The organism is Streptomyces sp. TLI_55, assembly GCF_900206255.1.
GTDB classification, from domain to species: domain Bacteria; phylum Actinomycetota; class Actinomycetes; order Streptomycetales; family Streptomycetaceae; genus Streptomyces; species Streptomyces aquilus.
Genome location: NZ_OAOJ01000001.1, coordinates 1250306 through 1276232 on the forward strand (window position 1 = coordinate 1250306; position 25927 = coordinate 1276232).

Here is a 25927-nt window from a genome sequence, read left to right on the forward strand (position 1 = left end):
GCCCGCCGCGCGGGAAGGTCGAAACACAGGTCCGCTCCCCCAGGAGGTCGGTCATGCCCATCGCGACGGTGAACCCGGCGAACGGCGAGACGCTCAAGACGTACGAGGCCATGGGCGCCGAGGAGATCGAGCGCCGGCTCCAGCTCGCGGAGGCCACCTTCCGCACCTACCGGACGACGCCGTTCGCCGAACGCGCCAGGCTGCTGCACCGGGCGGCGGAGCTGCTCGACGGCATGCAGCAGGACATCGGCCGGGTCATGACCACCGAGATGGGCAAGCCCGTCAAGCAGGCCCGCGCCGAGGCCGCCAAGTGCGCCAAGGCGATGCGCTGGTACGCCGAGCACGCCGAGTCGCTGCTGGCCGACGAGGAGCCCGCCGACGCCGACGTGAAGGACTCCGGCGCCTCCCGGGCCCTCGTGCGCTACCGCCCGCTGGGCCCGGTGCTCGCGGTGATGCCGTGGAACTTCCCGCTCTGGCAGGTCATCCGGTTCGCCGCGCCCGCGCTGATGGCGGGCAACGTCGGCCTGCTCAAGCACGCCTCGAACGTCCCCCAGACCGCCCTGTTCCTGGAGGACCTGTTCCACCAGGCGGGCTATACGGAGGGGACCTTCCAGACCCTGCTCATCGGCTCCGGCGCGGTCGAGGAGATCCTGCGCGACGAGCGCGTCAAGGCGGCCACCCTCACCGGCAGTGAGCCCGCGGGCCGCTCGGTCGCCGCGACCTGCGGTGACATGGTGAAGAAGACGGTCCTGGAACTCGGCGGCAGCGACCCGTACGTCGTGATGCCGTCCGCGGACATCGACCGGGCGGCCGAGATCGCCGTGACGGCACGGGTGCAGAACAACGGGCAGTCGTGCATCGCCGCCAAGCGCTTCATCGTGCACGCCGACGTGTACGACGCCTTCGCCGAGAAGTTCGTGCGGGGCATGCAGACGCTGAAGGTCGGCGACCCGATGGACGAGGCCACCGACGTCGGCCCGCTCGCCACCGAGCAGGGACGCGCGGACCTGGAGGAACTCGTCGACGACGCGACGCGCAGCGGCGCGCGGGTGCTCTGCGGCGGTGAGCGGCCCGAGGGCGACGGCTGGTACTACCGGCCGACCGTCCTCACCGACATCACCCGCGAGATGCGCATCCACCGCGAGGAGGCCTTCGGGCCGGTGGCCACGCTGTACCGGGTGCACGACCTCGACGAGGCGGTGCTGCTCGCCAACGACTCGCCGTTCGGCCTGAGCTCGAACGTGTGGACGCGGGACGAGGCCGAGGTCGACCGTTTTGTACGGGATCTCGAAGCCGGTGCCGTGTACGTCAACGGGATGACCGCGTCGCATCCGGCGTTCCCGTTCGGCGGCGTGAAGCGGTCCGGGTACGGACGTGAGCTGTCCGGGCACGGAATCCGCGAGTTCTGCAACATCACGACGGTTTGGCACGGAGCGTGACGCTTGCGCGGCCAGGGCCTGTCCGGCGGATCGGCGTGCCAAACCCCGCATCTGCGACATGATCCGCCGGACAGGCCCTAACATCCCGGGTGTGAACCGTGAAGTGACTCTGCCGCTGATCGTCGACGACCGGGGCACCTTGCAGGTGGCTGCGGCCGATGTGAGCAAGTTGTTGCGCACGGTCGGGGGGCGATGGCTGCACCTTGTCGAGGCGGGCGAGGAGGGCCTCGACGAGGACACGGTGGCGGCCCTGACCATCGAGTTGGCCAAGCTCGCCGATCGCATCGATGTGGCCTGCATCGCGCACAGTAGCGGCGGCGCGTCCTGAAGGTCGTTGCGTCAGCACTTGTTTGGGACCCGACCCATCCCTGAAACGGAGTAACCCCGCGCGAAGTCGTCTGCCCCTCGGGTGATCGTGGACTGGACCACCCTCTGAGGCGAAAGCAGGCACGGATCATGGCGACTTTGTGCAGACCCTCGGTGTCCGTTCCAGAGCACGTGATCACGATGGAGGAGACGCTGGAGCTGGCGCGCTCCCTGCACGCGGACCATCCCCAACTGCCGCTGGCCCTCCGACTGATCGAGAACACCGGAGTCCGCACACGGCACATCGTGCAGCCGATCGAGGAGACCCTCAAGCATCCCGGCTTCGAGGAGCGCAACAAGGTCTATGTGGCCGAGGCGAAGGCCAGGGTGCCGGCGGTGGTGCGGCGAGCACTGGACGACGCCGAGGTCCTGGCATCCGACATCGATGTCATCATCTATGTCTCCTGCACGGGCTTCATGATGCCGTCGCTGACCGCCTGGCTGATCAACGAGATGGACTTCGACAGCACCACCCGGCAGATCCCCATAGCCCAGCTGGGCTGTGCGGCCGGCGGGGCGGCGATCAACCGGGCGCACGACTTCTGCACGGCCTACCCGCAGGCCAACGCCCTCATCGTGGCCTGCGAGTTCTGCTCGCTGTGCTACCAGCCCACCGACCTCGGCATCGGGAACCTGCTGTCCAACGGCCTGTTCGGCGACGGCATCGCGGCCGCCGTGGTGCGCGGCAAGGGCGGTGAGGGCATCGCCCTGGAGCTCAACGGCTCGTACCTGATCCCCAAGACCGAGGACTGGATCATGTACGACGTCCGGGCCACCGGCTTCCACTTCCAGCTGGACAAACGGGTGCCGGCCACCATGCAGCCGCTCGCGCCGGCGCTCCAGGAGCTCGCCGGACGGCACGGCTGGGACGCCGCCGACCTGGACTTCTACATAGTCCACGCGGGCGGGCCCCGCATCCTCGACGACCTCAGCAAGTTCCTGCAGGTCGACCCGCACGCCTTCCGGTTCAGCCGGGCCACGCTCACCGAGTACGGGAACATCGCCAGCGCCGTCGTCCTGGACGCGCTGCGCCGGTTGTTCGACGCGGGCGGGGCACCCGACCGGGCGCGCGGGCTGCTCGCCGGGTTCGGGCCCGGCATCACCGCGGAAATGTCCCTGGGCCGCTGGCGGCGCACCGACGAGACGGACTGACATGACCGAAGAGACGATCACCGAGATCCTGCCGCCGATCCGGCACTGGCCGGCCCTCGACCTGAGCGGGACCGACTTCGACCCGGTGCTCACCGAGCTGATGCGGGAGGGCCCGGTCACCCGGATCCAGCTGCCCAACGGCGAGGGCTGGGCCTGGCTGGTCACCCGGTACGACGACGTACGGATGGTGACCAACGACCCCCGGTTCAGCCGGGAGGCCGTCATGGACCAGCCGGTCACCCGGCTCGCCCCGCACTTCATCCCCGAGCGGGGCGCCGTCGGTTTCCTGGACCCGCCGGACCACACCCGGCTGCGCCGCACGGTGGCCGCCGCGCTGACCTCGAAGGGCGTGGAGCGGGTCCGGGAGAAGTCCCGCCGGATGCTGGACGAGCTGGTCGACGAGCTGGTGCAGGACGGGCCGCCCGCCGATCTCACCGCCACCGTGCTGACCCCGTTCCCCATCGCCGTGATCTGCGAGCTGATGGGCGTCCCGGCGGCCGACCGACACGTCATGCACACCTGGACCCAGCTGATCCTGTCCTCCGCGCACGGCAAACAGGTCAGCGAGAAGGCCAAGAAGGAGATGGGCGCCTACTTCGGCGACCTCATCGGGCTGCGGGAGGGCAGCACGGGCGAGGACGTCGCCTCGCTGCTCGGCGCCGCGGTGGGCCGCGGCGAGGTGACGCTGGACGAGGCCGTGGGGCTCGCGGTGCTGCTCCAGATCGGCGGCGAGGCGGTGACGAACAACAGCGGCCAGATGTTCTACCTGCTGCTGACCCGCCCGGACCTCGCGGACCGGCTGCGCACGGAACCGTCGATCCGCCCCCGCGCCATCGACGAACTACTGCGCTACATCCCGCACCGCAACGCGGTCGGCCTGTCACGGATCGCGCTGGAGGACGTGGGCATCCGGGGCGTGCGCATCCGGGCCGGCGACCCGGTCTACGTGTCGTACCTGGCCGCCAACCGCGACCCGGACGTCTTCCCGTTCCCGGAGACGATCGACTTCACGCGCAGCCCCAACCCGCATGTGTCCTTCGGCTTCGGCCCGCATTACTGCCCGGGCGGCATGCTGGCCCGGCTGGAGTCCGAACTGCTGGTGGACGCGCTGCTGGACCGGCTCCCGGAGCTGAGGCTGGCGGTGCCCGCGGACCAGGTCCCCTTCAAGAAGGGCGCGTTGATCCGCGGTCCCGAGGCGCTTCCGGTGACGTGGTGACGGCTCCCGAAGGGCTGCTGGTCCCCCCGGGGCACGGCCGGGTCGTGCAGACCCCCGCCCAGCACGTGACGTTCAAGGTGACCGGGTCGCACTCGCGCACGGCCTCCACCTTCGAGGTCGTCGTCCCGCCCGGCTTCGACGTGGGCGCCCATGTGCACACCCGCAGCGAGGAGTTGTTCTACGTCCTCGAAGGCGAGCTGGACGTGCTCGCGTTCGAGCCGAGGGTGCGCACCCCCGACAACTGGCAGCGGTGGGAGTCGAGTTCGGGCAGCCGGGTGGTACGCGCGACCCCGGGCACGGTGATCGTCGTACCCCCGGGCTGTCCGCACGCGTTCGCGAACCCGACGGACACCCCGGCCAAGATGTTCTTCCAGGCGTCCCCGCCGCCGGATCACGAGCGGTACTTCGAGGAACTGCTCGAGATCCTGGGCGGCGGGGGTCCGCCGGATCACGCGGCGATCGAGGAGCTGCGCCGGCGGTACGACATCGAGCAGCTGACGCCGCTCAGGCACCGTTAGCGGATCGGCATCCCCGAGAGGGTGCGGGCGATGACCAGGCGCTGGATCTCGCTCGTGCCCTCGAAGATCGTGTAGATCGCGGCGTCGCGGTGCATGCGCTCGACCGGGTACTCGCGGGTGTAGCCGTTGCCGCCGAGGATCTGGACCGCCTGGGCGGTGACCTTCTTGGCCGTCTCGCTGGCGAACAGCTTCGACATCGAGCCCTCGGCCGCGGTGAACGGCTTGCCGTTGATCGCCATCCAGGAGGCGCGCCAGACCAGCAGCCGGGCGGCGTCGATGGACGTACGCATGTCGGCGAGCTGGAAGGCGACGCCCTGGTTGTCGATGATCGGGCGGCCGAACTGCTCGCGGGTCTTGGCGTAGTCGAGGGCGACCTCGTACGCGGCCCGGGCGGTGCCCACCGCCATCGCGCCGACCGCCGGGCGGGAGGCCTCGAACGTCGCCATCGCCGCGTTCTTCACGCGCTCGCCGCCCTGCTTGGCCCGCTCACGGGCCCGGGCGAGGCGCTCGTCGAGCTTCTCCTTGCCGCCGAGGAGGCAGGAGCCGGGCACCCGCACGTTCTCCAGGACGACCTCGGCGGTGTGCGAGGCGCGGATGCCGTGCTTCTTGAACTTCTGGCCCTGGGACAGGCCGGGCGTGTTCGGCGGGATGATGAAGGAGGCGTGGCCCTTGGAGCCGAGCTCCGCGTCGACCACGGCCACGACCACATGGACGTTGGCGATGCCGCCGTTGGTCGCCCAGGTCTTGGTGCCGTTGAGCACCCACTCGTCCTTGGCCTCGTCGTACACCGCGCGGGTGCGCATCGAGGCCACGTCCGAACCGGCGTCCGGCTCGGAGGAGCAGAACGCCGCGACCTTGACGTCGTTGACGTCGCCGTACATCTGCGGGATCCAGGTGCCGATCTGCTCCTCGGTGCCGTTGGCGAGGACGCCGACGGCGGCGAGACCGGTGCCGACGATCGACAGCGCGATGCCCGCGTCGCCCCAGAACAGCTCCTCCATCGCCATGGGGATGCCGAGGCCGGTGGCGTCGAAGTACTGCTGGGCGTAGAAGTCGAGCGAGTAGATGCCGACCTTGGCGGCCTCCTGGATGACCGGCCAGGGAGTCTCCTCACGCTCGTCCCATTCGGCGGCCGCGGGGCGGATGACGTCGGCGGCGAAGCCGTGCAGCCAGTCCCGGACCTCCTTCTGTTCGTCGTTGAGCTCCATGGTGAACTCGGCCATGTCCCCTCCAGCGGCGGCGCAAATACATGTTACTAGCGGTAACCCGAGTCTGTTACCGACCGGTAGGAAAAGTCAACTCCTGATGACACCTCGGCAGCCCGTTCGATGCATGAGGCATGGTGAGTGTTAGCTTGCGCAGGCATTACCGAATCAGCACGGGTGGGGAGAGCTCATGGACACCACGCAGCGGACCGATCAGCAACGGTCCGCCGACCGCCGTCGGCGCGAGCTGCTGGAGGCCGCGGACCGGGTGGTCCTGCGTGACGGACCGCAGGCCTCCATGAACGCGATCGCCGCGGAGGCGGGCATCACCAAGCCGATCCTCTACCGTCATTTCGGTGACAAGGGGGGACTTTACGCGGCGTTGGCCAAGCGGCACACGGACGCGCTGCTGGATTCCCTGCGGGCCGCGCTGGACGCGCCCGCGGAGCGGCGGGAGCGGGTGGAGGCCACGCTCGACACCTACCTCGCGGCGATCGAGGCGCGGCCTCAGGTGTACCGGTTCCTGATGCATCCCGCGGAGGGGGGTCAGGTCGGGGACCAGGGGTTCGACGTCGGCAAGCACTCGGCTCCGCTGCTGCGGCGGATGGGCGAGGAGTTGGCGCAGGTCATCGAGGACCGGGTGGATCTCGGGCCCGGGAGTCAGCAGCTGGCTCGGGTGTGGGGGCACGGGATCGTCGGGATGATGCATGCGGCCGGGGACTGGTGGCTGGGGGAACGGCCTTGTTCTCGGGCTGAGTTGGTGCGGAGTCTGGCGGACTTGTTGTGGGGGCGGCTCGCTGCCGCGGGGGACAAAGTGGGGGGTCCGGGGTTTTGAGGGTTGTGTTTCGGCTTGCGGCCGGTGGGGGCTGGTCGCGCAGTTCCCCGCGCCCCTGACGGCATGCACTTCACCGGCGCCAAGAAGCTCGATTCACTTGGCGCATCAACCTGCTGTGGCGCCAGCCCGTCAGGCGGTCCGCGTACACCTTGCCCTCCAAGTGGTCGCACTCATGCTGCAAGCACCTTGCGAACCAACCCGTGCCATGCACCGTCACCGGCTCGCCCGTCATCGTGAAACCCTCCACCACCGCGTGGTCGTAGCGTTCCGTTCCCGCCTCCAGGCCCGGCAGGGACAGGCAGCCCTCCGGGCCCCGCAGGACCAGTCCGTCCGCCTCCACCAGGCGCGGGTTGACCACATGCCCGAGGTGCCGGACGTCCTCGTCGTCGGGACAGTCGTAGACGAACACCCGCCGCGGCACGCCGATCTGGTTCGCGGCGAGGCCGACTCCCTGGGCCGCGTACATCGTCGCGAACAAGTCCTCCACGAGCGTCGCCAGTTCCGGGCCGAAGTCCGTGACGTCCTCGCACGGGGCGTGCAGGACGGGGTCACCGAGCAGGGTGAGGCGCCGGACGCGTCCACGGGTGCCCGGAATGGAGCTGTTTCGCATGGCCGCAAGGGTACGGCGATTCGGGACTGCGAATGGATCTCGATAGGCTGACCACCACCACGTTGCCGTCAGGCGCGGCGCGTACGCAAGGAGGATCGAGAACTGATGGCAGGCAACTCGGACCCGCTCACGCCGCGGGCCAAGATCGCCGTGACCGCGGGCAAGGCGGTCGCGGCGGCGTCGCGCGCCGCGGGGCGCGGCAGCGGTTCGGTGATCGGCGGCCGGGTGGCGCTCAAGCTCGACCCCGACCTCCTCGCCCGGCTCGCCCAGAACCTGGATGTGGTTCTTGTCTCGGCGACCAACGGCAAGACCACGACCACCAGGCTGATCGCCGAGGCGCTGCGGGCCGCCGGGCCCGTCGTGTCCAACGCGCTCGGCGCCAACATGCCCGCCGGCATCACCTCGGCTCTCGCCGGCAGCTCGGACGCCCGCTACGGCGTGATCGAGGTCGACGAGAAGTACCTCGCCGGCGTCGCCCGGGACACCGCGCCGAAGTGCATCGCGCTGCTCAACCTCTCCCGCGACCAGCTCGACCGTGCCGCCGAGACGCGCATGCTCGCCGAGGCCTGGCGTGAGGGGCTGGCCGGCAGCAAGGCCGTCATCGTCGCCAACGCCGACGACCCGCTGGTCGTGTGGGCCGCCTCCTCCTCCCCCAACGTCGTCTGGGTCGCCGCCGGGCAGATGTGGAAGGACGACGCCTGGTCCTGCCCGTCCTGCGGTGGTGTGATGCAGCGGCCGGGCGACGACTGGTTCTGCGGAGAGTGCGGGTTCCGGCGGCCGACGCCGAGCTGGGCGCTGTCGGGGGACCACGTGCTGGACCCGCACGGTTCCGCCTGGCCGATCCATCTGCAGCTGCCCGGCCGCGCCAACAAGGCCAACGCCGCCTCGTCGGCCGCCGTCGCCGCCGTGTTCGGCGTTCCGCCGCAGGTCGCGCTGGAGCGCATGTACCAGGTGCAGGCCGTCGCCGGGCGGTATGACGTGGTGCAGTTCCAGCAGCGTGATCTGCGGCTGCTGCTCGCGAAGAACCCGGCCGGCTGGCTCGAAACGTTCAGCCTCATCGATCCGCCGCCGACCCCGGTGATCCTCTCGGTGAACGCGCGCGGCGCCGACGGCACCGACACCTCCTGGCTGTGGGACGTCGACTACACGCGGCTGACCGGCCACCCGATCTGCGTCATCGGTGACCGCAAGCTCGATCTCGCGGTGCGTCTGGAAGTCGCCAACCAGCACTTCCAGGTCTGCGAGAACCTCGACCAGGCCGTGCAGCTGTGCCCGCCGGGCCGCATCGAGGTCATCGCCAACTACACCGCCTTCCAGGACCTGCGCCGCCGCGTCGGCAACTGACACTCAGGGGACTTTTGTGAGCGACAACCAGCTGCGGGTCGTCTGGATCTATCCCGACCTGCTCAGCACGTACGGCGACCAGGGCAACGTCCTGGTCGTGGAGCGCCGGGCGCGGCAGCGGGGCCTCGACGTGGCCCGGCTCGACGTGCGCAGCGACCAGCCGATCCCGACCTCCGGGGACATCTACCTCATCGGCGGCGGCGAGGACCGTCCGCAGCGGCTCGCGGCGGAGCGGCTGCGCCGGGACGGCGGACTGCACCGGGCGGTGGAGAACGGCGCGATCGTGTTCTCGGTGTGTGCCGGGTACCAGATCCTCGGGCACGAGTTCATCAACGACCTCGGCCAGCGGGAGCCCGGTCTCGGGCTGCTCGACGTGGTCTCGGTCCGTGGTGAGGGCGCGCGGTGCGTCGGTGACGTCCTCGCCGACATCGACCCGCGCCTCGGGCTGCCCCCGCTGACCGGCTTCGAGAACCACCAGGGCGTCACCCACCTCGGCCCCACCGCCCGCCCGCTCGCCAACGTCCGCCTGGGCAACGGCAACGGCACGGGGGACGGCACGGAGGGCGCGTACAACGACACGGTCTTCGGTACCTACATGCACGGTCCGGTGCTGGCGCGGAACCCGCTCATCGCCGACCTGCTGCTGAAGCTGGCGCTCGACGTGAACGCGCTGCCGCCGACCGACGACCGCTGGTACGAGGCGCTGCGCAACGAGCGCATCGCATCCGCGCAGCAGCCCGCGTGAGCTGGAGGTTCACCAGTACTCAAGGGTGACTTCACCAGCCCGTCTGACGATGTGTCCGCACACCTGAGCGGGGCCGTCCAGCAGGCGGACGCACGGTTCGGTCCCGCCCCCTCCTGCCGCTAGGGTGGCGGGGATCGAGCCGGACAGCGTGGTCCGGTCCCCGGCCCACGTTGAGAAGGTTGTTTCGGGCTATGCGCATTGGTGTCCTCACGTCCGGCGGCGACTGCCCCGGCCTGAACGCCGTCATCCGGTCCGTCGTGCACCGTGCCGTCGCCGACCACGGCGACGAGGTCATCGGCTTCCGGGACGGCTGGAAGGGTCTCCTGGAGTGCGACTACCTCAAGCTCGACCTCGACGCGGTGGGCGGCATCCTCGCCCGCGGCGGCACGATCCTCGGCTCCTCCCGGGTCCAGCCCTCCCATCTGCGTGACGGGGTGGAGCGGGCCAAGGGGCATGTCGCCGAGCTCGGTCTCGACGCGATCATCCCGATCGGCGGCGAGGGCACGCTGAAAGCGGCCCGGCTGATGTCCGACGCGGGCCTGCCGATCGTCGGCGTGCCGAAGACCATCGACAACGACATCGCGGTCACGGACGTCACCTTCGGCTTCGACACGGCCGTCGGCGTGGCCACGGAGGCCCTGGACCGGCTCAAGACCACCGCCGAGTCGCATCAGCGCGTGCTCGTCGTCGAGGTCATGGGGCGGCACACCGGCTGGATCGCGCTGCACTCCGGCATGGCGGCCGGCGCGCACGCCATCGTCGTACCGGAACGGCCCTTCGACATCGAGGAGTTGGCGCGGCGGGTCGGCGAGCGGTTCGAGGCCGGCAAGCGGTTCGCCATCGTCGTCGCGGCGGAGGGTGCGAAGCCGGCGCCGGGGTCCATGGCGTTCGACGAGGGCGGCAAGGACATCTACGGGCACGAACGCTTCGCGGGGATCGCGCGGCAGCTGTCCATCGAGCTGGAGCAGCGGCTGGGGAAGGAAGCGCGGCCGGTGATCCTGGGGCATGTGCAGCGGGGCGGTACGCCTACCGCGTACGACCGTGTTCTTGCCACGCGGTTCGGGTGGCATGCGGTGGAGGCTGTGCACCGGGGGGAGTTCGGGCACATGACCGCGCTGCGGGGGACGGACATCGTGATGGTGCCGTTGGCTGAGGCGGTGGAGACGTTGAAGACGGTTCCTGAGGAGCGGTACGCGGAAGCGGAGTGCGTGCTCTAGTCGGCTGGCGGGTGCGGGTTGTTCGTGGTTGCTCGCGCAGTTCCCCGCGCCCCTAGGGCGTTGACTGCCCCCGGTGTCAATAGGCGCCGGGGGCAGCTTTAGTCTTGGGGCGGACGTAAGTGCACAACCCCCACGAATCAGGAGCCGGCGTAATGGATCACAGCGGGCACGGCATGACCATGGATCTGCCGCCGTTCACGCTGGGGCGGGGGCTTCAGTGGTCGGCCGACCCGTTCTTTCTCGTCGCCTGCCTCGTGGGGCTCGGGCTGTACGGGTACGGGGTCTTCCGGCTGCGGCGGCGTGGGGACGCCTGGTCGGCGGGGCGGACGGTGTCGTTCGTCGTCGGCGTGCTGACGATCATGCTCGTGATGTGCACCCGGCTCAACGACTACGGCATGGTCATGTTCAGCGTGCACATGGTGCAGCACATGGTCATCAGCATGCTGTCGCCGATCCTGATCCTGCTCGGTGCTCCCGTGACCCTCGCGCTGCGGGTGCTGCCCGCCGCCGGCAAGGGGCGCAAGGGGCCGCGTGAGCTGCTGCTGGCGCTGCTGCACAGCCGGTACATGCGGATCATCACGCATCCGGCGTTCACGATCCCGCTGTTCATCGCGAGCCTGTACGCGCTGTACTTCACGCCGATCTTCGACTTCCTGATGGGGTCGAAGACCGGGCACCTCGCGATGATGGTGCACTTCCTGGCCGTGGGTGTCGTGTTCTTCTGGCCGATCATCGGCGTCGACCCGGGACCGCACCGGCCGGGTTATCTGATGCGGATGCTGGAGCTGTTCGCGGGCATGCCGTTCCACGCGTTCTTCGGGATCGCGTTGATGATGGCGTCGACCCCGATGGTCGAGACGTTCAAGAACCCACCCGCCTCGCTCGGTATCGACGCGCTGTCCGACCAGAACGCCGCGGGCGGGATCGCCTGGGCGTTCAGTGAGATCCCGTCCGTGCTGGTGCTGCTCGCGCTGCTGTTCCAGTGGTACGGCTCGGAGCAGCGGCAGGCCCGGCGCAAGGACCGGGCCGCCGACCGGGACGGCGACAAGGAACTCGAGGCATACAACGCCTATTTGGCCTCATTGAACGCACGTGGGCGCTGAAAGGCCTTTTGCGACTTCGTCATTCAGTAGCATGAAGCGCGTTGGGGGAACCGCCGGGGGGAGCGGTGATGACATTTCGCGCATTTATGCAAAGGCTCGCGACGAAGGTCGCGTGTCTGTTGGTTCTCGTTCTCGCGGTGAGTGGGTGCGACAGAGGAACGCCTTTGCTGGTGGTGAAGGCGGTCGCGGCCGGTGTGCCGTCGCTCGCGCCGTTCTTCGACGAACGCAGCGGGCTCGGCCAGGACGCGCCGGACGTCAAGGCGCAGCCCGTGCGAGGCAGTCTGCAACAGGGCGACACTCCGGGTCTGTACGGCGGCTCGAAGCAACAGACTGTCTGTGACGTCAAGAAACTCAGGGCATTCCTCACCGATCCCACGAACGACCAGAAGGCACAGGCGTGGGCGCGTGCCCTGGGAATCACCACCGGCGAGATACCGGAATATCTCAATCGGCTCACACCGGTTCTGTTGCGTCACGACACTCTCGTCAAGAACCACGACTACAAAAAAGGAAAGGCCGTTCCCTACGACTCGCTGCTCCAGGCCGGAATCGCGATTCTCGTCGATCAGCAGGGGCAGCCGGCCGTGAAGTGCAGCTGCGGAAATCCACTGCGTCCTTTCACGGGTGACACGAACCGCATCTCGGTCAAGTTCGAGGACGGGAACCAGGAGTGGAAGGGGTACGACCGTTCCTCGGCCGTGGCCGTGCGGCCCGCGGCCCGTCCCCTGGAGAAGATCGCCCTGGTCGACGTGGACGATCCCGACCGCGGGATCAACCGGCCGGTCGGCACCGGGGGCGCGAAGGACGCCACCTTCGACACCCGGAAGACCGAGGCCGTCCCCGGTCTTGCGGGGAAGACCTTCGGCGAGGCCCGTCAGACGCTGGCCGACAAGGGGCTCGCGGCCGGGTACGACACCGGGTCGGTGCCGGCGGACGGTGCGCGGGTCACGGCGACCGATCCGCCGGCCGGGACCGAACTGCGGTTCGGGCAGTACGTGATGCTGAGCGTGGCGGAGGGTTCGTCTTCGTCGTCCGGAGGCGGCGACACCATCTCTCCCCCGCCGTCGGAGCCCTCCGTGTCCGGGCCGTCGACGCCCGGTACCTCCGCGCCGGAGTCGAGCGGCAGCACGTCGAAGTCGCCGTCCAGCAGCCCGTCGAGCAGTCCCTCGACGAGCACACCCTCCGGCCCGTCGACGTCCACGTCCCCGTCGATTTCGACCTCACCGTCGACCTCGCCGCCGACCGTCACCAGCGCACCGCCGCCGTCCCCGCCACCGCCGGAGACCACCAGCGCTCCCCCGGTGACGACCAGCGCGCCGCCGCCCGTGACGACCGTCGCGCCGCCGCCGAGCAGCGAGTCCGCGCCCCAGGTGCCGACCGCAAGCGTCTCCACGTAGCGCCCCCGCAGAACCCGGGAGTCACCGGATGCCTTCAGGACCATCGACATCGGGAGTGGGCCGGGTCATCGCCGGCCGCTATCTGCTGCTGAACCAGCTGGGCAGCGGTGGCATGGGCCATGTGTGGCTCGCCCACGACCAGAGACTCGCCTGCGAGGTCGCGCTCAAGGAGATCGTCTTCCGGGACCCGTCCGAGGCCGGTGACGAGCGGGAGGCCCGGGTCGCCCGGGCCCGCGCGGAGGCCCGGCACGCGGCCGGACTGCGCGGCCACCCGCACGTCCTGACCGTGCACGACGTGCTGGAGCACGACGGACTGCCCTGGATCGTCATGGAGTACATACCGGGCGCGGTGGACCTGCGTGAGCTGGTCGCCCGGCGCGGCCCGCTGGCCCCCGCCGAGTGCGCCCGCATCGGGCTCGCCGTCCTCGACGCGCTGACCGCCGGGCACGAGCGGGGCGTCATGCACCGGGACGTGAAACCGGCGAACATCCTGCTCGCGCCGGACCGAGGCGGGTCGCCGTACGGCCGCGTCCTGCTCACCGACTACGGCATCTCGGTGCAGCCGGACGCCGGGGAGACGCGGTACACGCTGACGTCGGTGCTGGTCGGTACGGCCGGTTATCTGGCGCCGGAGCGGGCCACGGGTGGCTCGCCCACGCCGGCCGCCGACCTGTTCTCGCTGGGGTGCACGCTCTACCACGCGGTGGAGGGGTGCGGTCCCTTCGAGCGCGACTCGCACTTCGCGGAGATCAGCGCGGTGGTGACGGAGGAGCCGCGGCCACCGGTGCGGGCGGGCGCCCTGGCCCCCGTACTGGCGGCGATGCTGGTCAAGGAGCCGGAGCTGCGGATCTCCGCCGCGCAGGCGGAGACGGCGCTGTCGCAGATCGTCACGCCGCACGCCGATCCGTTCGCCCGGACCCAGACGGACCTGGGCTCCCAGCCGCCGTGGGCGCAGCCCGCGCCGCCCCCGCCCGGTCCGGTGGCACCGCCGCCGCTGGTCACCAGCGGTGGCGGGAGTCGGCGGCGGACCCGTCCGCGGGCCCTGTACTCGGCCCTCGCCGGGCTGCTGGGGCTGGCACTCGTCGGGGGCGGGGTCTGGTACGCCGTGGCGCAGCAGGCGCCCGGGGGCGGTGGTGGCGGCGCGACGGCATCGCCGTACGGGACGGACGTCGGGCTCGGTAGAGCGCTGCGCGACGGTGACTGCGTGACCGTGGACTGGCCGAGCGGGGTGCCCTTCCAGGGGACGCCGCAGGTGGCGCTGGACGCGCGGTGCGGCGGGCCGCCGGACGGGCAGGTGATGGCCTTCGTCGCCGCCGCGTCGGCGGCCGAGGCGCGGGATCGGGGTCCGGCGCGCTGCGAGGAGGTGACCCAGGAGATCCGCGGGAAGCTGGCCGATGTGCGCAGCCTCGCCCTCGTACCGACCGCCCAGGGGTTCACGGCCGCGGGACGCCGTACGGCATGTCTGGTGGTGGGCGCGCACGGGCCGGTGTACGGGCCGCTCGGCGGGCACCGGAAGCCGGGGACGAAGTTCCTCGACGTGTCGTCCATGCAGAAGCGGGACTGTCTGGAGGTGCGGTCCAACCGGGACGCGCGGCTGGTGAACTGTGCGGGGCCGCACGACGAGGAGGTCCTCGGGTTCACCCGTTTGGCCCAGGACGTGACGCTGGAGGAGGCGGGCGCCGAGGCGGCGGACCTGGCCTGTGGCCGGGATGTGGCGCCCGGCGACTACGGCTTCGACCCGTCAGTGTACCGGGCGGGGTCCTGGACGAGCGAGGGCCCGTGGAAGGCGGGCACTCATTTCGTCGTCTGCACCGTCAGGAAGCAGAACGGGGGCACCATGGAGGGGGACGGATCCTGAGGAATCCCGAGGAGGGTGTCGCGATGCCCGGTTCCACGGACGGCTCGACCAGAACGATGGGGGTGCTCACCGTCGGCGGACTCGTCGTGGTGACCGCCTACACGGTGGCGCTCGGCAGCAACGGCTGGCTGTGGTTCGGCTGGGTCGTGCTGGGACTGATCACGCTCGGGATGGTCGTCACCCGCAGCACCTGAGGCCGGCGCCTAGTGGACGCCCGGCTGGTACTTCGGCAGCCGGGCGGTGATCCTCATGCCCGCGCCGACGGCGGTCTCGATGACGAGGCCGTGGTCGTCGCCGTACACCTGGCGCAGCCGGTCGTCGACATTGGACAGCCCGATCCCGCCCGAGGGGCTGACCTCGCCGGCGAGGATGCGGCGCAGTACGGAGGGGTCCATTCCCGCGCCGTCGTCCTCGATGACGACGAGGGCTTCGGCGCCCGCGTCCTGTGCCGTGATCTGGATGTGGCATTTGTCCGCCTTGCCTTCCAGGCCGTGCTTGACGGCGTTCTCGACGAGCGGCTGGAGGCAGAGGAAGGGCAGGGTGACCGGCAGTACCTCGGGGGCGATCTGCAGGGTGACGGAGAGGCGGTCGCCGAAGCGGGCCCGCACGAGCGCCAAGTAGTGGTCGATGGCGTGGAGTTCGTCGGCGAGGGTGGTGAAGTCGCCGTGCCGGCGGAAGCTGTAGCGGGTGAAGTCGGCGAACTCCAGGAGCAGTTCGCGGGCCCGCTCGGGGTCGGTGCGCACGAACGACGCGATGACCGCGAGGGAGTTGAAGATGAAGTGCGGGGAGATCTGGGCGCGCAGGGCCTTGATCTCGGCCTCGATGAGACGGGTGCGGGACCGGTCGAGGTCGGCGAGTTCCAGCTGGACGGAGACCCAGCGGGCGACCTCCCCGGCGGCCCGCACGAGCACCGCGGACTCGCGGGGCGCGCAGGCCACGAGGGCGCCGTGGACGCGGTCGTCGACGGTGAGCGGGGCGACCACGGCCCAGCTCACGGTGCAGTCGAGGGCGTCGCAGGTCAGCGGGAAGGCCTCGCCGCGGCCGGTCTCCAGGGGCCCGGCGAGGCGTTTCATGATCTCGTCGCGGTGATGGCCGCCGACGCCGTCCCAGACGAGGACCCGCTCCTGGTCGGTCAGGCACAGGGCGTCCGTGCCGAGCAAGGTCCGTAGTCTGCGGGCCGACTTGCGGGCCGTCTCCTCCGTCAGTCCCGCGCGCAGCGGCGGCGCGGCGAGGGACGCGGTGTGCAGGGTCTCGAAGGTGGCGTGCTCGACGGGGGTGCCGAGGCCGCCGAGGTTCTCGGAGCGCGCGGTACGGCGGCCGAGCCAGAAGCCGGCGGCGAGCAGGGGCAGGATCGCCACGCACAGCCCGGCGAGGAATCCGCTCATCGCCCCGCTTCCCCCGTGTGCTCGCGGCATGCGCTCATGCCTTCACCTCCGTCCGCAGCTCTTCCGGCAGATGGAAGCGGGCCAGGATCGCCGCCGTCCCGGCCGGGACCTTGCCGGGGGTCGCCAGGGACACCAGGACCATGGTGAGGAACCCCAGCGGCACCGACCAGAGGGCCGGCCAGGCGAGCAGGGCGCGCACCGCGCCGGAACCGGGGAGTCCGGCCATGGTCGCCGCGACCGCCACCAGCGCGGAGCCGCCGCCGACCAGCATCCCGGCCGCCGCGCCCGGCGGGGTCAGCCGCCGCCACCAGATGCCGAGCACGAGCAGCGGGCAGAAGGAGGAGGCGGACACGGCGAAGGCCAGGCCCACCGCGTCGGCGACCGGCAACCCGCCGACCAGGGCGCTCGCCGCCAGCGGTACGGCCATGGCGATGACCGTGCCAAGGCGGAAGTGCCGTACGCCGCGCGACGGCAGCACGTCCTGGGTGAGCACGCCCGCGACGGCCATGGTCAGCCCGGAGGCGGTGGAGAGGAACGCGGCGAAGGCGCCCCCGGCGACCAGCGCGCCGAGCAGGTCGCCGCCCAGGCCGCCGATCACCCGGTCCGGCAGCAGCAGGACGGCGGCGTCCGCGTCCCCGGTGAGGGTGAGCTCGGGGGCGTAGAGGCGGCCGAGGGCGCCGTAGACGGGCGGCAGCAGGTAGAAGGCGCCGATCAGGCCGAGCACGGCGACGGTGGTGCGGCGGGCGGCGACGCCGTGCGGGCTGGTGTAGAAGCGGACGACGACGTGCGGCAGGCCCATGGTGCCGAGGAAGGTCGCGAGGATCAGGCCGTACGTGGCGTACAGCGGGCGTTCGCCGCGGCTCTCGGCCTGCGAGGGCGAAAGGCCGGCGTCGCTGCGGCGGTCGGCCTGGGGGACGGGGTCGCCCGCGGCGAAGGTGAGCAGGGTGCCGGCGTCGATGTGATGGGTGCCGGCGGGGAGGCGCAGCGCGGTGTCCGTGTGGGTGCGGCCGTCGACGGTGCCGTCCACGGTGACGGTCAGCGGGCGGTCCAGCTTCAGGTCGAGGCTGTCGCCGACGCGGACCACGCGCTGCTCGCGGAAGGTCGCCGGTTCCTCGAAGGCGTGGCTGGGGGCGCCGTCGCCCTGCCAGGCGAGGATCAGGAACAGGGCGGGGACGAGGAGGGCGGTGAGCTTGAGCCAGTACTGGAAGGCCTGCACGAAGGTGATGCTGCGCATGCCGCCGGCGGCGACGGTGGCGACCACGACCACGGCGACGATGACTCCGCCCAGCGAGTCGGGGGCGCCGGTCAGCACCTGCAACGTCAGCCCGGCGCCCTGGAGTTGGGGCAGCAGGTACAGCCAGCCGACCCCGACGACGAAGGCCCCGGCCAGCCGTCGTACCGCCTGGGAGGCGAGCCGGGCCTCGGCGAAGTCGGGGAGCGTGTACGCCCCGGAGCGGCGCAGCGGGGCGGCGACGAAGAGCAGGAGGACCAGGTATCCGGCGGTGTAGCCGACCGGGTACCAGAGCATGTCCGGGCCCTGGACGAGGACGAGGCCCGCGATACCGAGGAAGGACGCCGCCGACAGGTACTCGCCACTGATGGCCGCCGCGTTCAGCCGTGGCCCCACGGTGCGGGAGGCGACGTAGAAGTCGGAGGTGGTGCGGGAGATGCGCAGGCCGAAGGCGCCGACGAGGACGGTGGCGACGACGACGAGGGCGACGGCCGGAACGGCGTAACTGGAGTTCATCGGTCCTCGACGAGCCGCACGAAGTCCCGTTCGTTGCGCTCGGCGCGCCGCACGTACCAGCGGGCGAGCAGCACCAGCGGGACGTAGACGCCGAAGCCGAGGACCGCCCACTCCAGCCGGCGGGCGTCGGGCAGCGCGGCGAACAGCAGCGGGAGCGGGCCGATGAGGAGGCCGAGGACGGCGAACACGGTGAGTCCGGCGCGGAGTTGGCTGCGCATGAGGGAGCGGACGTAGGTGTGGCCGAGGGTGGTCTGTTCGTCGATCTCGGTGCGCGGGCGGTAGTAGCCGGAGGCGCGCCGGGTGCGGCGGGGCGGGCCGGTGACGACGACACGGCGTTCGGCGGGGTCCTGGTGCGGCATGTCAGGTCCTCCGCATCAGCAGGTCCCGCAGTTCGCGGGCGTGGCGCCGGCTGACCTGGAGTTCCTCGCTGCCGACCAGGACGCTGACCGTGCCGGTGTCGAGGCGGAGTTCACCGATGTGGCGCAGGGCGACCAGATGGCGGCGGTGGATGCGGACGAAGCCGCGGGAGCGCCAGCGCTCCTCCAGGGTGGACAGCGGGATGCGGACCAGATGGCTGCCCTTGGTGGTGTGCAGCCGGGCGTAGTCGCCCTGGGCTTCCACGTGGGTGATGTCCTCGACGGAGACGAAGCGGGTCACGCCGCCGAGCTCGACGGGTATGTGGTCGGGGTCGGGTTCGTGCACGGGGATGCGGGGGGCCTGGCCGTCGGGTTCGGCGGGGCGTCGTACGAGTTCGGCGGCGCGCCGTACGGCCTCGGCGAGCCGCTCCTTGCGGACGGGCTTGAGGACGTAGTCGACGGCCTTGAGGTCGAAGGCCTGGACGGCGAAGTCCTCGTGGGCGGTGACGAACACGACCAGCGGGGGCTTGGCGAAGCCGGTGAGCAGCCGGGCGAGGTCGAGGCCGTCGAGGCCGGGCATGTTGATGTCGAGGAAGACGACGTCGATCGCCTCCGGGCCGTCCGGCCCCGACTCCAGCGCGCGGTTGATCCGGCGCAGCGCCTCGGTCGCGTCGCCGGCGCCCGCCGCGCTGCCGATGCGGGGGTCGGCGTTGAGGAGGTAGAGCAGTTCCTCCAGCGAGGGGCGTTCGTCGTCGACAGCCAGGGCGCGCAGCATGAACCCGGAGTGTAGGAGTAATTCGTACGTCTGGACATGTGCCGGGGCGTGGACGTTCCCGCTGGGTATCGTGCCGCCATGAACAGCAGGCCCCCCGCGTTCGACGCACTCGACCGGAAGATCATCAGCGCGCTGATGGCGAACGCCCGGACGTCCTTCGCGGAGATCGGCGCCGCGATCGGACTGTCCTCCACTGCGGTCAAACGGCGGGTGGACCGGCTCCGGGAGACCGGGGTCATCACCGGGTTCACGGCGACCGTGCAGCCGTCCGCGCTGGGCTGGCGCACCGAGGCGTACGTCGAGGTGTACTGCGAGGGCGCGGCCCCGCCGCGGCGGCTCGCGGAGGTGGTGCGCAACCATCCGGAGATCACGGCGGCGATGACGGTGACCGGGGGCGCGGACGCGCTGCTGCATGTGCGGGCGCGGGACGTGGAGCACTTCGAGGAGGTGCTGGAACGCATCCGCGTGGAGCCCTTCATCCGCAAGACGATCAGCGTGATGGTGCTGTCCCATCTGCTGCCGGAGAGCCCCGAGGCGGGCGCCACCCAGCCGGCTCCCGCACCGTCGCCCTCACCATCGCCCGAATAAACATCCGAACGCGCAGTGAAGCTGCGCGTTCATGGTCGAAGACGCAGCATTCCTGCGCAGACACGCAATTCTCGTTGCTTGTCGGGTGGGACCGTCACTTCCTACCTTGGTGTCAACCCCCAGTCGACACCGCAGGAAGCGGAGGAACCCCTCTGTGTCCGACTCCCGTGTGCCGCGCCGTCGGCGATTCCTCGTCTGCGAACCCAGACATTTCGCCGTGCAGTACGCGATCAATCCCTGGATGCAACCCGATGTCCGCGTCGACGTGGACCTGGCCCGGGAACAGTGGCAGGCGCTGATCGGCGCCTACCGGGCCCACGGCCACACCATCGACAGCGTGGAGCCGGCCCCCGGTCTCCCGGACATGGTCTTCGCCGCGAACTCGGCGGTCGTCGTGGACGGCCGCGTCTTCGGCTCCCTCTTCCACGCGCCCGAGCGGCGCCCCGAGTCCACGCACTACGACACCTGGTTCAAGGCGGCCGGCTTCGACGTCCACCGCCCCGAGTCGGTCTGCGAGGGCGAGGGCGACCTGGTCTGGACGGGCCGGTACATGCTGGCCGGCACCGGTTTCCGCACCACCCGGGAGGCGCACCGCGAGGTGCAGGAGTTCTTCGGGCACCCGGTGATCAGCCTGACGCTGGTGGACCCGCGCTTCTACCACCTGGACACGGCGCTGTTCGTCCTCGACGACTCCGCCGAGGGCAACAACATCTCCTACTACCCGGAGGCGTTCTCGCCGGGCAGCCGGGAGGTGCTGGCACGCCTGTTCCCGAACGCGGTGCTGGCCACCCTGGACGACGCGCTGGCCTTCGGCCTGAACTCCGTGTCCGACGGCCAAAACGTCTTCATCGCACCGCAGGCCGAGTCCCTGTCCGCCGCCCTCGCCGACCACGGCTATGTCCCCGTGCCCGTCGACCTGTCCGAGTTCCGCAAGGCAGGCGGCGGCATCAAGTGCTGCACTCAGGAGATCCGTTCATGACCGCTCCCGTGACCACGCGCACCTCCGCCGACCTGATCCGCGCCGAAGAGCCGGTCCTGGCACACAACTACCACCCGCTTCCGGTGGTCGTCGCCCGCGCCGAGGGCACCTGGGTCGAGGACGTCGAGGGCCGCCGCTACCTGGACATGCTGGCGGGCTACTCGGCCCTCAACTTCGGCCACCGCCACCCGGCCCTCATCGAGGCCGCCCACCGCCAGCTGGACCGCCTCACCCTCACCTCCCGCGCCTTCCACAACGACAAACTGGCCGAATTCGCCGAGCGGCTGGCCGAGTTGACCGGCCTGGACATGGTGCTGCCGATGAACACGGGCGCCGAGGCGGTCGAGTCCGGCATCAAGGTTGCCCGCAAATGGGCGTACGACGTGAAGGGCGTCCCGGCCGACCAGGCGACGATCGTCGTGGCGGCGGAGAACTTCCACGGCCGTACGACGACGATCGTGTCGTTCTCCACGGACGAGACGGCGAGGGCCGGTTTCGGCCCCTTCACCCCGGGCTTCCGGATCGTGCCCTACAACGACCTCGCGGCCCTGGAGGCGGCGGTCGACGAGACGACGGCCGCGGTGCTGCTGGAGCCGATCCAGGGCGAGGCCGGCGTGATGATCCCCGACGACGGCTATCTGACCGGCGTCCGCGAGCTGACCCGCCGCAAGGGCTGCCTCTTCATCGCCGACGAGATCCAGTCGGGCCTCGGCCGCACGGGCCGCACCCTCGCCGTGGACCACGAGTCGGTCGTCCCGGACGTCCTGCTCCTCGGCAAGGCGCTGGGCGGCGGCATCGTGCCGGTGTCGGCGGTGGTGGCCCGGCGTGACGTCCTGAGCGTGCTGCGCCCCGGCGAGCACGGCTCGACGTTCGGCGGAAACCCGCTCGCGGCCGCGGTCGGCACGGCGGTGGTGGAACTCCTGGAGACGGGCGAATTCCAGCGCCGGGCCACCGAGTTGGGCGTGGTCCTGCGCGACGGCCTGACCGAACTGGTCGGCAAGGGCGTCCTCGGCTTCCGCACCCGGGGCCTGTGGGCGGGCGTCGACATCGACCCGGCCTTCGGCACCGGCCGCGAGATCGGCGAACGGCTGCTGCGGGAAGGGGTGTTGGTGAAGGACACCCACGGCTCGACGATCCGGCTGGCGCCGCCGCTGACCATCACTGCGGACGAACTCACCGGTGCGCTCGGGGCGTTGGAGAAGGTGCTGACGCGGGACTGAGCTTGGAGGTGCGGCTCTCGCTGACGCGGACTGGGCTGGGGGTGCGGCTCTCCGGTGGCAGAGAGCCGCACCCCGTCCGCACAAGACCCCCGCGTCCGCCACTCATGCGCGTGTTTCCGTCATCGTGCACTCGATCACGTTGCCGCCGCACCCTCACCCGCACCAGGCTGGCCCCCGCGGTCATCCCCACCCGCGCCCCCGTTCCCCGCGCTCCCGCATGCACCTACACTGGCACCCCCACGACACGCCGGTTGACCTGCTGGAACGCGGCGGTTGAGCCGATATGCCGGAGTGAGGAGCGTCCCCTTGTTCTATTACCTGCTCAAGTACGTGTTGCTGGGACCCTTGTTGAGACTGGTCTTCCGGCCTCGGATCGAGGGTCTTGAGCATGTACCGGCCAGCGGTCCGGCCATCATCGCGGGGAACCATCTGTCCTTCTCGGACCACTTCCTGATGCCGGCGATCCTCAAGCGGCGCATCACGTTCCTCGCGAAGAAGGAGTACTTCACCGGGCCCGGCGTGAAGGGCCGGCTCACGGCGTTCTTCTTCCGGAGCGCCGGGCAGATCCCGGTCGACCGTACCGGCAAGGAGGCGGGGCAGGCGGCCATCCGGGAGGGGCTCGGGGTGCTCGCCAAGGACGAGCTGCTGGGGATCTACCCGGAGGGCACGCGGTCGCACGACGGACGGCTGTACAAGGGCAAGGTCGGCGTCGCGGTCATGGCGCTCAAGGCCGGGGTGCCCGTCATCCCCTGCGCGATGATCGGCACCTTCGAGGCGCAGCCGCCCGGGAAGGTCATCCCCAACATCCACCCCGTCGTCATCCGCTTCGGCGAGCCCCTCGACTTCTCCCGCTACGCCGGCATGGAGGACGAGAAGGCGATCCTGCGCGCCATCACCGACGAGATCATCTACGCCATCCTGAACCTCTCCGGTCAGGAGTACGTCGACGAGTACGCGGCCGTCGCCAAGGCGCAGGAGGCCGAGGCCAAGGCGGAGAAGGAGCGGCGGTTCCCGCGGATGCCGCTCGGGTGAGCCCGCCCGGGGTCGGGCTCTGCTCTGGGCAGAGTTCCCCACGAGGGTCGGCCCTGGCGTCGTAGCGTCGCCGTATGACACGACGTGCTGTGGTGATCGGGGCCGCCGGACAGATCGGGCGGGCGGCGGTGGACGTGCTGGCCCGCGACGGGTGGGACGTCACCGCCCTCTCGCGGGGTGGCGGGCGCGACGACGGGTGGCCCGAGGGGGTACGGGCCGTGCCGGGCGACCGCGAGGACGACGCCGTGCTCGCCGAGGTCGTCGGTGACGGATGCGATGTCGTCGTCGACGTCGTCGCCTACGGAGGCGGCCACGCACGGCAGTTGGTCTCCCTCGCCGACCGGGTCGGGTCCGCCGTCGTCATCTCCAGTGTGTCGGTGTACGAGGACGACAAGGGGCGGAACTTCGACACGCAGGAAGAACCGGACGGCTTCCCCGAGTACCCCGTGCCGATCACCGAGCAACAGCGCACGGTCCGGGCCGGCGACACCTCGTACAGCTCCCGCAAGGTCGTCCTCGAACGTGAACTCCTCGCCGCCGGTGAGCGGTTGCCCACGACCCTGTTGCGGGCCGGTGCCGTCCACGGGCCGTACTGCCGCTCGCCGCGCGAGCTGTACTTCGTCAAGCGCAACCTCGACGGACGGACCCGGCGGGTCCTCGCCTACGGCGGGCAGAGCCGGTTCCACCCGGCGAGCGTCCACAACATCGCCGAGTTGATCCGGCTGGCCGCCGCCCGCCCGGGCAGCCGTGTCCTCAACGCGGTGGATCCGGACGCGCCGACGGTGGCGGAGATCGCTCGGGCCATCGACGCGGTGATGGGGGTGGAGGAGCGGGAGGATGTGCTCGTCGACGGGCCGCCGCCCGCTCCCACCGTCGGGGACACCCCGTGGTCGGTGCCCGTGCCGGTCGTGTGCGACATGTCGGCCGCCGAGCGGGAGTTGGGGTACCGGGCGGTGGTGCGGTACGCCGACCGGCTGGCCGAGTCCGTCGCCTCGATCGAGGCACAACTGGCCGGGCGGGACTGGCGCGAGGCCTACCCGAAGATGCTCCAGGCGTACGGCGACCTCTTCGACTACGCGGCGGAGGACGCCTGGTTCAGGGCATGAGAAAGGGGCGGCCCGTCTGCGGGCCGCCCCTGCCTGTCACACCCTTACGGCTTCGGCGTGGCGTGCGGTCCGCACGTCACGTCGGCGGCGTCCAGCGTGCCGCTGAGCAGGTAGGCGTCCACCCGCGTGTTGATGCACGGGTTGACCAGGCTGGTCACGCCGTGCGAGCCCGCGTCCTTCTCGGTGATGAGACGGGAGCCCTTGAACCGCTTGTGCAGCTCGACCGCACCGCCGTACGGCGTCGCCGCGTCCCGCTCGGACTGCACGATCAGCACACCGGGCAGGCCCTTGCCGGTCCTGACGTCCACCGGCGTCTGCTGCTTGACCGGCCAGGTGGCGCACGGCAGGTTCATCCAGGCGTTGGCCCAGGTGAGGAACGGGTAGTCCTTGTGCAGGCGGGTGTTGTCCCGGTCCCACTTCTTCCAGCTGGTGGGCCACTTGGCGTCGGTGCACTCGACGGCCGTGTAGACGGCGTTGCCGTTCTCCGAGGAGATGTTGCCCGCGGTGTCGGTGAGGTCGGGCGCGGCCGCGTCGACGACCGCCTGGGTGTCACCGGCGAAGTACTTGCTGAGCACCGTGGCGGTGGAGACCCACGCGGAGTCGTAGTACGGGGCGCTCTGGAAGAAGCCGATCAGCTCGGCCGGGCCGACCACACCACCGATCGGGCTCTTCTTCGCCGTGGCCCTCAACTCCAGCCACTTCGCCTGGACTTCGGCACGTGTGGTGCCGAGGTGGAAGGCGGCGTCGTTGGCGGCGACCCAGTCCTGCCAGTCGTTCCAGCGCTTCTCGAAGGCGACGTCCTGGTCGAGGTTGGCCTCGTACCAGATCTTCTCCCGCGACGGGTTGACGACGCTGTCGACGACCATGCGACGGACGTGGCCCGGGAACAGCGTGCCGTAGACGGCGCCGAAGTAGGTGCCGTAGGAGACGCCGAGGAAGTTGAGCTTCTTCTCGCCGAGCGCGGCGCGGATGACGTCCAGGTCACGTGCGCTGTTCGGCGTGGTCATGTGCGGCAGCATCTCGCCGCTGCGCTTGTAGCAGCCCTCGGCGTACTCGCGGGCCAGCTTGCGCTGGGCGAGCTTGTCGGCCTCGGAGTCGGGCACCGGGTCCATCTTGGGCGCCTTCACGAACTCCTGCGGGTCGATGCAGGAGATGGGCGCCGAGTGGCCGACACCGCGCGGGTCGAAGCCCACGAAGTCGTACGCCTTGGACACGTTGACCCACACCGGTGCCTTGGTGGTGACGCGGCGCGGGAAGCGCAGGCCCGAGGCGCCCGGTCCGCCGGGGTTGTAGACGAGCGCGCCCTGGCGCTCGGCGGGGGTCCCGGTGTTGCCGATGTGGTCGACGGCGAGCTTGATCTGCTTGCCGTTGGGCTTGGCGTAGTCGAGCGGCACGGTGACCCAGCCGCACTGGATGGGCTTCTCAAGCCCCCAGTCGGCGGGGCAGTCCTGCCAGTCGATGCCGGCCTTCTCGGCCCGGGCGGCGGCGATGGCGACGCCGCGGGCCTCACGGTCCTGGCCGTGCCGTGCGCCCGCGTTGGCGGTGGGCGCCGCCACGGCCCCGGCTATCAGGGTCGCCGTGACGAGCACTCCGGCGGAGCCGAACGCCGTGGCCCGCCTTGTCGGTCTGTGGCGCTTCAAGTGCGACCTCCCCGTACGTCATTGATGAGTACGGAGATCCTCTCGGCTGTGGGTTCCCTGGCAACAGGGTCCGTCTGCCTTCTTTGCCAATCCG

General features: G+C 70.6%; 25 protein-coding genes. 18 read left to right on the forward strand and 7 right to left on the reverse strand.

Features of this window, described 5'->3' with window-relative positions; translation table 11 throughout:
- The first annotated feature begins 53 nt into the window (after nt 1-53).
- From CRP56_RS05895 to CRP56_RS05915, 5 genes are all read left to right on the forward strand, one after another.
- Nucleotides 54-1439, forward strand: coding sequence for an NADP-dependent succinic semialdehyde dehydrogenase (locus CRP56_RS05895; protein ID WP_097260965.1), 1386 nt, complete (start codon nt 54-56; stop codon nt 1437-1439).
- A 91-nt stretch (nt 1440-1530) separates the two neighbouring features.
- The gene (locus tag CRP56_RS05900) at nt 1531-1767 is read left to right on the forward strand and encodes a DUF6213 family protein (RefSeq protein ID WP_059198358.1); all 237 of its coding nucleotides are present in this window, start codon (nt 1531-1533) and stop codon (nt 1765-1767) included.
- Nucleotides 1768-1871: 104 nt separating this feature from the next.
- On the forward strand, nt 1872-2957 hold the full coding sequence (locus CRP56_RS05905) for a type III polyketide synthase (protein ID WP_257041889.1): 1086 nt from the start codon (nt 1872-1874) through the stop codon (nt 2955-2957).
- A 1-nt stretch (nt 2958) separates the two neighbouring features.
- Nucleotides 2959-4173, forward strand: a complete 1215-nt coding sequence (locus CRP56_RS05910) for a cytochrome P450 (RefSeq protein WP_097260967.1) — start codon at nt 2959-2961, stop codon at nt 4171-4173.
- Entirely contained in the window at nt 4170-4691 is a 522-nt protein-coding gene (locus CRP56_RS05915) for a cupin domain-containing protein (protein WP_097273759.1), read from the forward strand. Before CRP56_RS05910 ends, CRP56_RS05915 begins: the two co-directional genes overlap by 4 nt.
- On the opposite strand, the gene CRP56_RS05920 is transcribed toward CRP56_RS05915, so the two are convergent.
- The gene (locus tag CRP56_RS05920; RefSeq protein WP_097260969.1) at nt 4688-5914 is read right to left on the reverse strand and encodes an acyl-CoA dehydrogenase family protein; all 1227 of its coding nucleotides are present in this window, start codon (nt 5912-5914) and stop codon (nt 4688-4690) included. The genes CRP56_RS05915 and CRP56_RS05920 overlap by 4 nt on opposite strands.
- Nucleotides 5915-6086: 172 nt before the next feature.
- Here CRP56_RS05920 and CRP56_RS05925 point away from each other — a divergent pair, with 172 nt between their 5' ends.
- On the forward strand, nt 6087-6731 hold the full coding sequence (locus tag CRP56_RS05925; protein ID WP_097260971.1) for a TetR family transcriptional regulator: 645 nt from the start codon (nt 6087-6089) through the stop codon (nt 6729-6731).
- Between the two features lie 70 nt (nt 6732-6801).
- Here CRP56_RS05925 and def read toward each other — a convergent pair whose 3' ends face one another.
- The gene (gene def, locus CRP56_RS05930) at nt 6802-7341 is read right to left on the reverse strand and encodes a peptide deformylase (protein ID WP_097260972.1); all 540 of its coding nucleotides are present in this window, start codon (nt 7339-7341) and stop codon (nt 6802-6804) included.
- A gap of 105 nt (nt 7342-7446) precedes the next feature.
- Between def and CRP56_RS05935 the strand changes: the two genes are divergently transcribed.
- The 7 genes from CRP56_RS05935 to CRP56_RS46625 all read left to right on the forward strand — a co-directional run bounded on the left by CRP56_RS05935 (nt 7447) and on the right by CRP56_RS46625 (nt 15199).
- Nucleotides 7447-8685 carry a MurT ligase domain-containing protein gene (locus CRP56_RS05935; protein WP_079309502.1) on the forward strand — a complete coding sequence of 413 codons (1239 nt, stop codon included), beginning with the start codon at nt 7447-7449 and terminating at the stop codon, nt 8683-8685.
- Between the two features lie 16 nt (nt 8686-8701).
- Nucleotides 8702-9430, forward strand: a complete 729-nt coding sequence (locus tag CRP56_RS05940) for a type 1 glutamine amidotransferase (protein ID WP_097260974.1) — start codon at nt 8702-8704, stop codon at nt 9428-9430.
- A gap of 191 nt (nt 9431-9621) precedes the next feature.
- Nucleotides 9622-10647 carry a 6-phosphofructokinase gene (locus CRP56_RS05945; RefSeq protein ID WP_079309500.1) on the forward strand — a complete coding sequence of 342 codons (1026 nt, stop codon included), beginning with the start codon at nt 9622-9624 and terminating at the stop codon, nt 10645-10647.
- Between the two features lie 152 nt (nt 10648-10799).
- On the forward strand, nt 10800-11750 hold the full coding sequence (locus CRP56_RS05950; RefSeq protein WP_097260976.1) for a cytochrome c oxidase assembly protein: 951 nt from the start codon (nt 10800-10802) through the stop codon (nt 11748-11750).
- Nucleotides 11751-11836: 86 nt separating this feature from the next.
- Nucleotides 11837-13147, forward strand: coding sequence for a PASTA domain-containing protein (locus CRP56_RS05955; RefSeq protein ID WP_257041890.1), 1311 nt, complete (start codon nt 11837-11839; stop codon nt 13145-13147).
- A 28-nt stretch (nt 13148-13175) separates the two neighbouring features.
- Complete coding sequence (locus tag CRP56_RS05960) at nt 13176-15005, forward strand: serine/threonine-protein kinase (RefSeq protein WP_097260980.1); 1830 nt, start codon at nt 13176-13178, stop codon at nt 15003-15005.
- A 23-nt stretch (nt 15006-15028) separates the two neighbouring features.
- Complete coding sequence (locus CRP56_RS46625) at nt 15029-15199, forward strand: hypothetical protein (protein WP_015662072.1); 171 nt, start codon at nt 15029-15031, stop codon at nt 15197-15199.
- A gap of 9 nt (nt 15200-15208) precedes the next feature.
- Here CRP56_RS46625 and CRP56_RS05965 read toward each other — a convergent pair whose 3' ends face one another.
- Genes CRP56_RS05965 through CRP56_RS05980 form a run of 4 tightly spaced genes read right to left on the reverse strand, consistent with a single transcriptional unit; the run spans nt 15209 to nt 19268 of the window.
- Nucleotides 15209-16390, reverse strand: coding sequence for a sensor histidine kinase (locus CRP56_RS05965; RefSeq protein WP_097260982.1), 1182 nt, complete (start codon nt 16388-16390; stop codon nt 15209-15211).
- A gap of 34 nt (nt 16391-16424) precedes the next feature.
- Complete coding sequence (locus tag CRP56_RS05970) at nt 16425-18137, reverse strand: sodium/solute symporter (protein WP_097260984.1); 1713 nt, start codon at nt 18135-18137, stop codon at nt 16425-16427.
- Entirely contained in the window at nt 18134-18496 is a 363-nt protein-coding gene (locus CRP56_RS05975; protein WP_097260987.1) for a hypothetical protein, read from the reverse strand. The genes CRP56_RS05970 and CRP56_RS05975 overlap by 4 nt, the downstream gene beginning before the upstream one ends.
- Nucleotide 18497: 1 nt before the next feature.
- Nucleotides 18498-19268 carry a LytR/AlgR family response regulator transcription factor gene (locus CRP56_RS05980; RefSeq protein WP_097260989.1) on the reverse strand — a complete coding sequence of 257 codons (771 nt, stop codon included), beginning with the start codon at nt 19266-19268 and terminating at the stop codon, nt 18498-18500.
- Between the two features lie 78 nt (nt 19269-19346).
- Between CRP56_RS05980 and CRP56_RS05985 the strand changes: the two genes are divergently transcribed.
- From CRP56_RS05985 to CRP56_RS06005, 5 genes are all read left to right on the forward strand, one after another.
- A complete protein-coding gene (locus CRP56_RS05985; RefSeq protein WP_097260991.1) occupies nt 19347-19856 on the forward strand; it encodes an Lrp/AsnC family transcriptional regulator in 510 nt (169 codons plus the stop codon).
- Between the two features lie 154 nt (nt 19857-20010).
- On the forward strand, nt 20011-20835 hold the full coding sequence (gene ddaH, locus CRP56_RS05990; protein WP_097260993.1) for a dimethylargininase: 825 nt from the start codon (nt 20011-20013) through the stop codon (nt 20833-20835).
- The gene (rocD, locus tag CRP56_RS05995; protein ID WP_097260995.1) at nt 20832-22055 is read left to right on the forward strand and encodes an ornithine--oxo-acid transaminase; all 1224 of its coding nucleotides are present in this window, start codon (nt 20832-20834) and stop codon (nt 22053-22055) included. Before ddaH ends, rocD begins: the two co-directional genes overlap by 4 nt.
- A gap of 306 nt (nt 22056-22361) precedes the next feature.
- Nucleotides 22362-23087 (forward strand): lysophospholipid acyltransferase family protein, encoded by a 726-nt coding sequence (locus tag CRP56_RS06000; RefSeq protein WP_097260997.1) that lies wholly within the window; start codon nt 22362-22364, stop codon nt 23085-23087.
- An 89-nt stretch (nt 23088-23176) separates the two neighbouring features.
- Entirely contained in the window at nt 23177-24193 is a 1017-nt protein-coding gene (locus CRP56_RS06005; protein ID WP_179851293.1) for an NAD-dependent epimerase/dehydratase family protein, read from the forward strand.
- Between the two features lie 44 nt (nt 24194-24237).
- On the opposite strand, the gene CRP56_RS06010 is transcribed toward CRP56_RS06005, so the two are convergent.
- Entirely contained in the window at nt 24238-25833 is a 1596-nt protein-coding gene (locus CRP56_RS06010; RefSeq protein WP_097261002.1) for an alpha/beta hydrolase, read from the reverse strand.
- Nucleotides 25834-25927 lie beyond the last annotated feature (94 nt).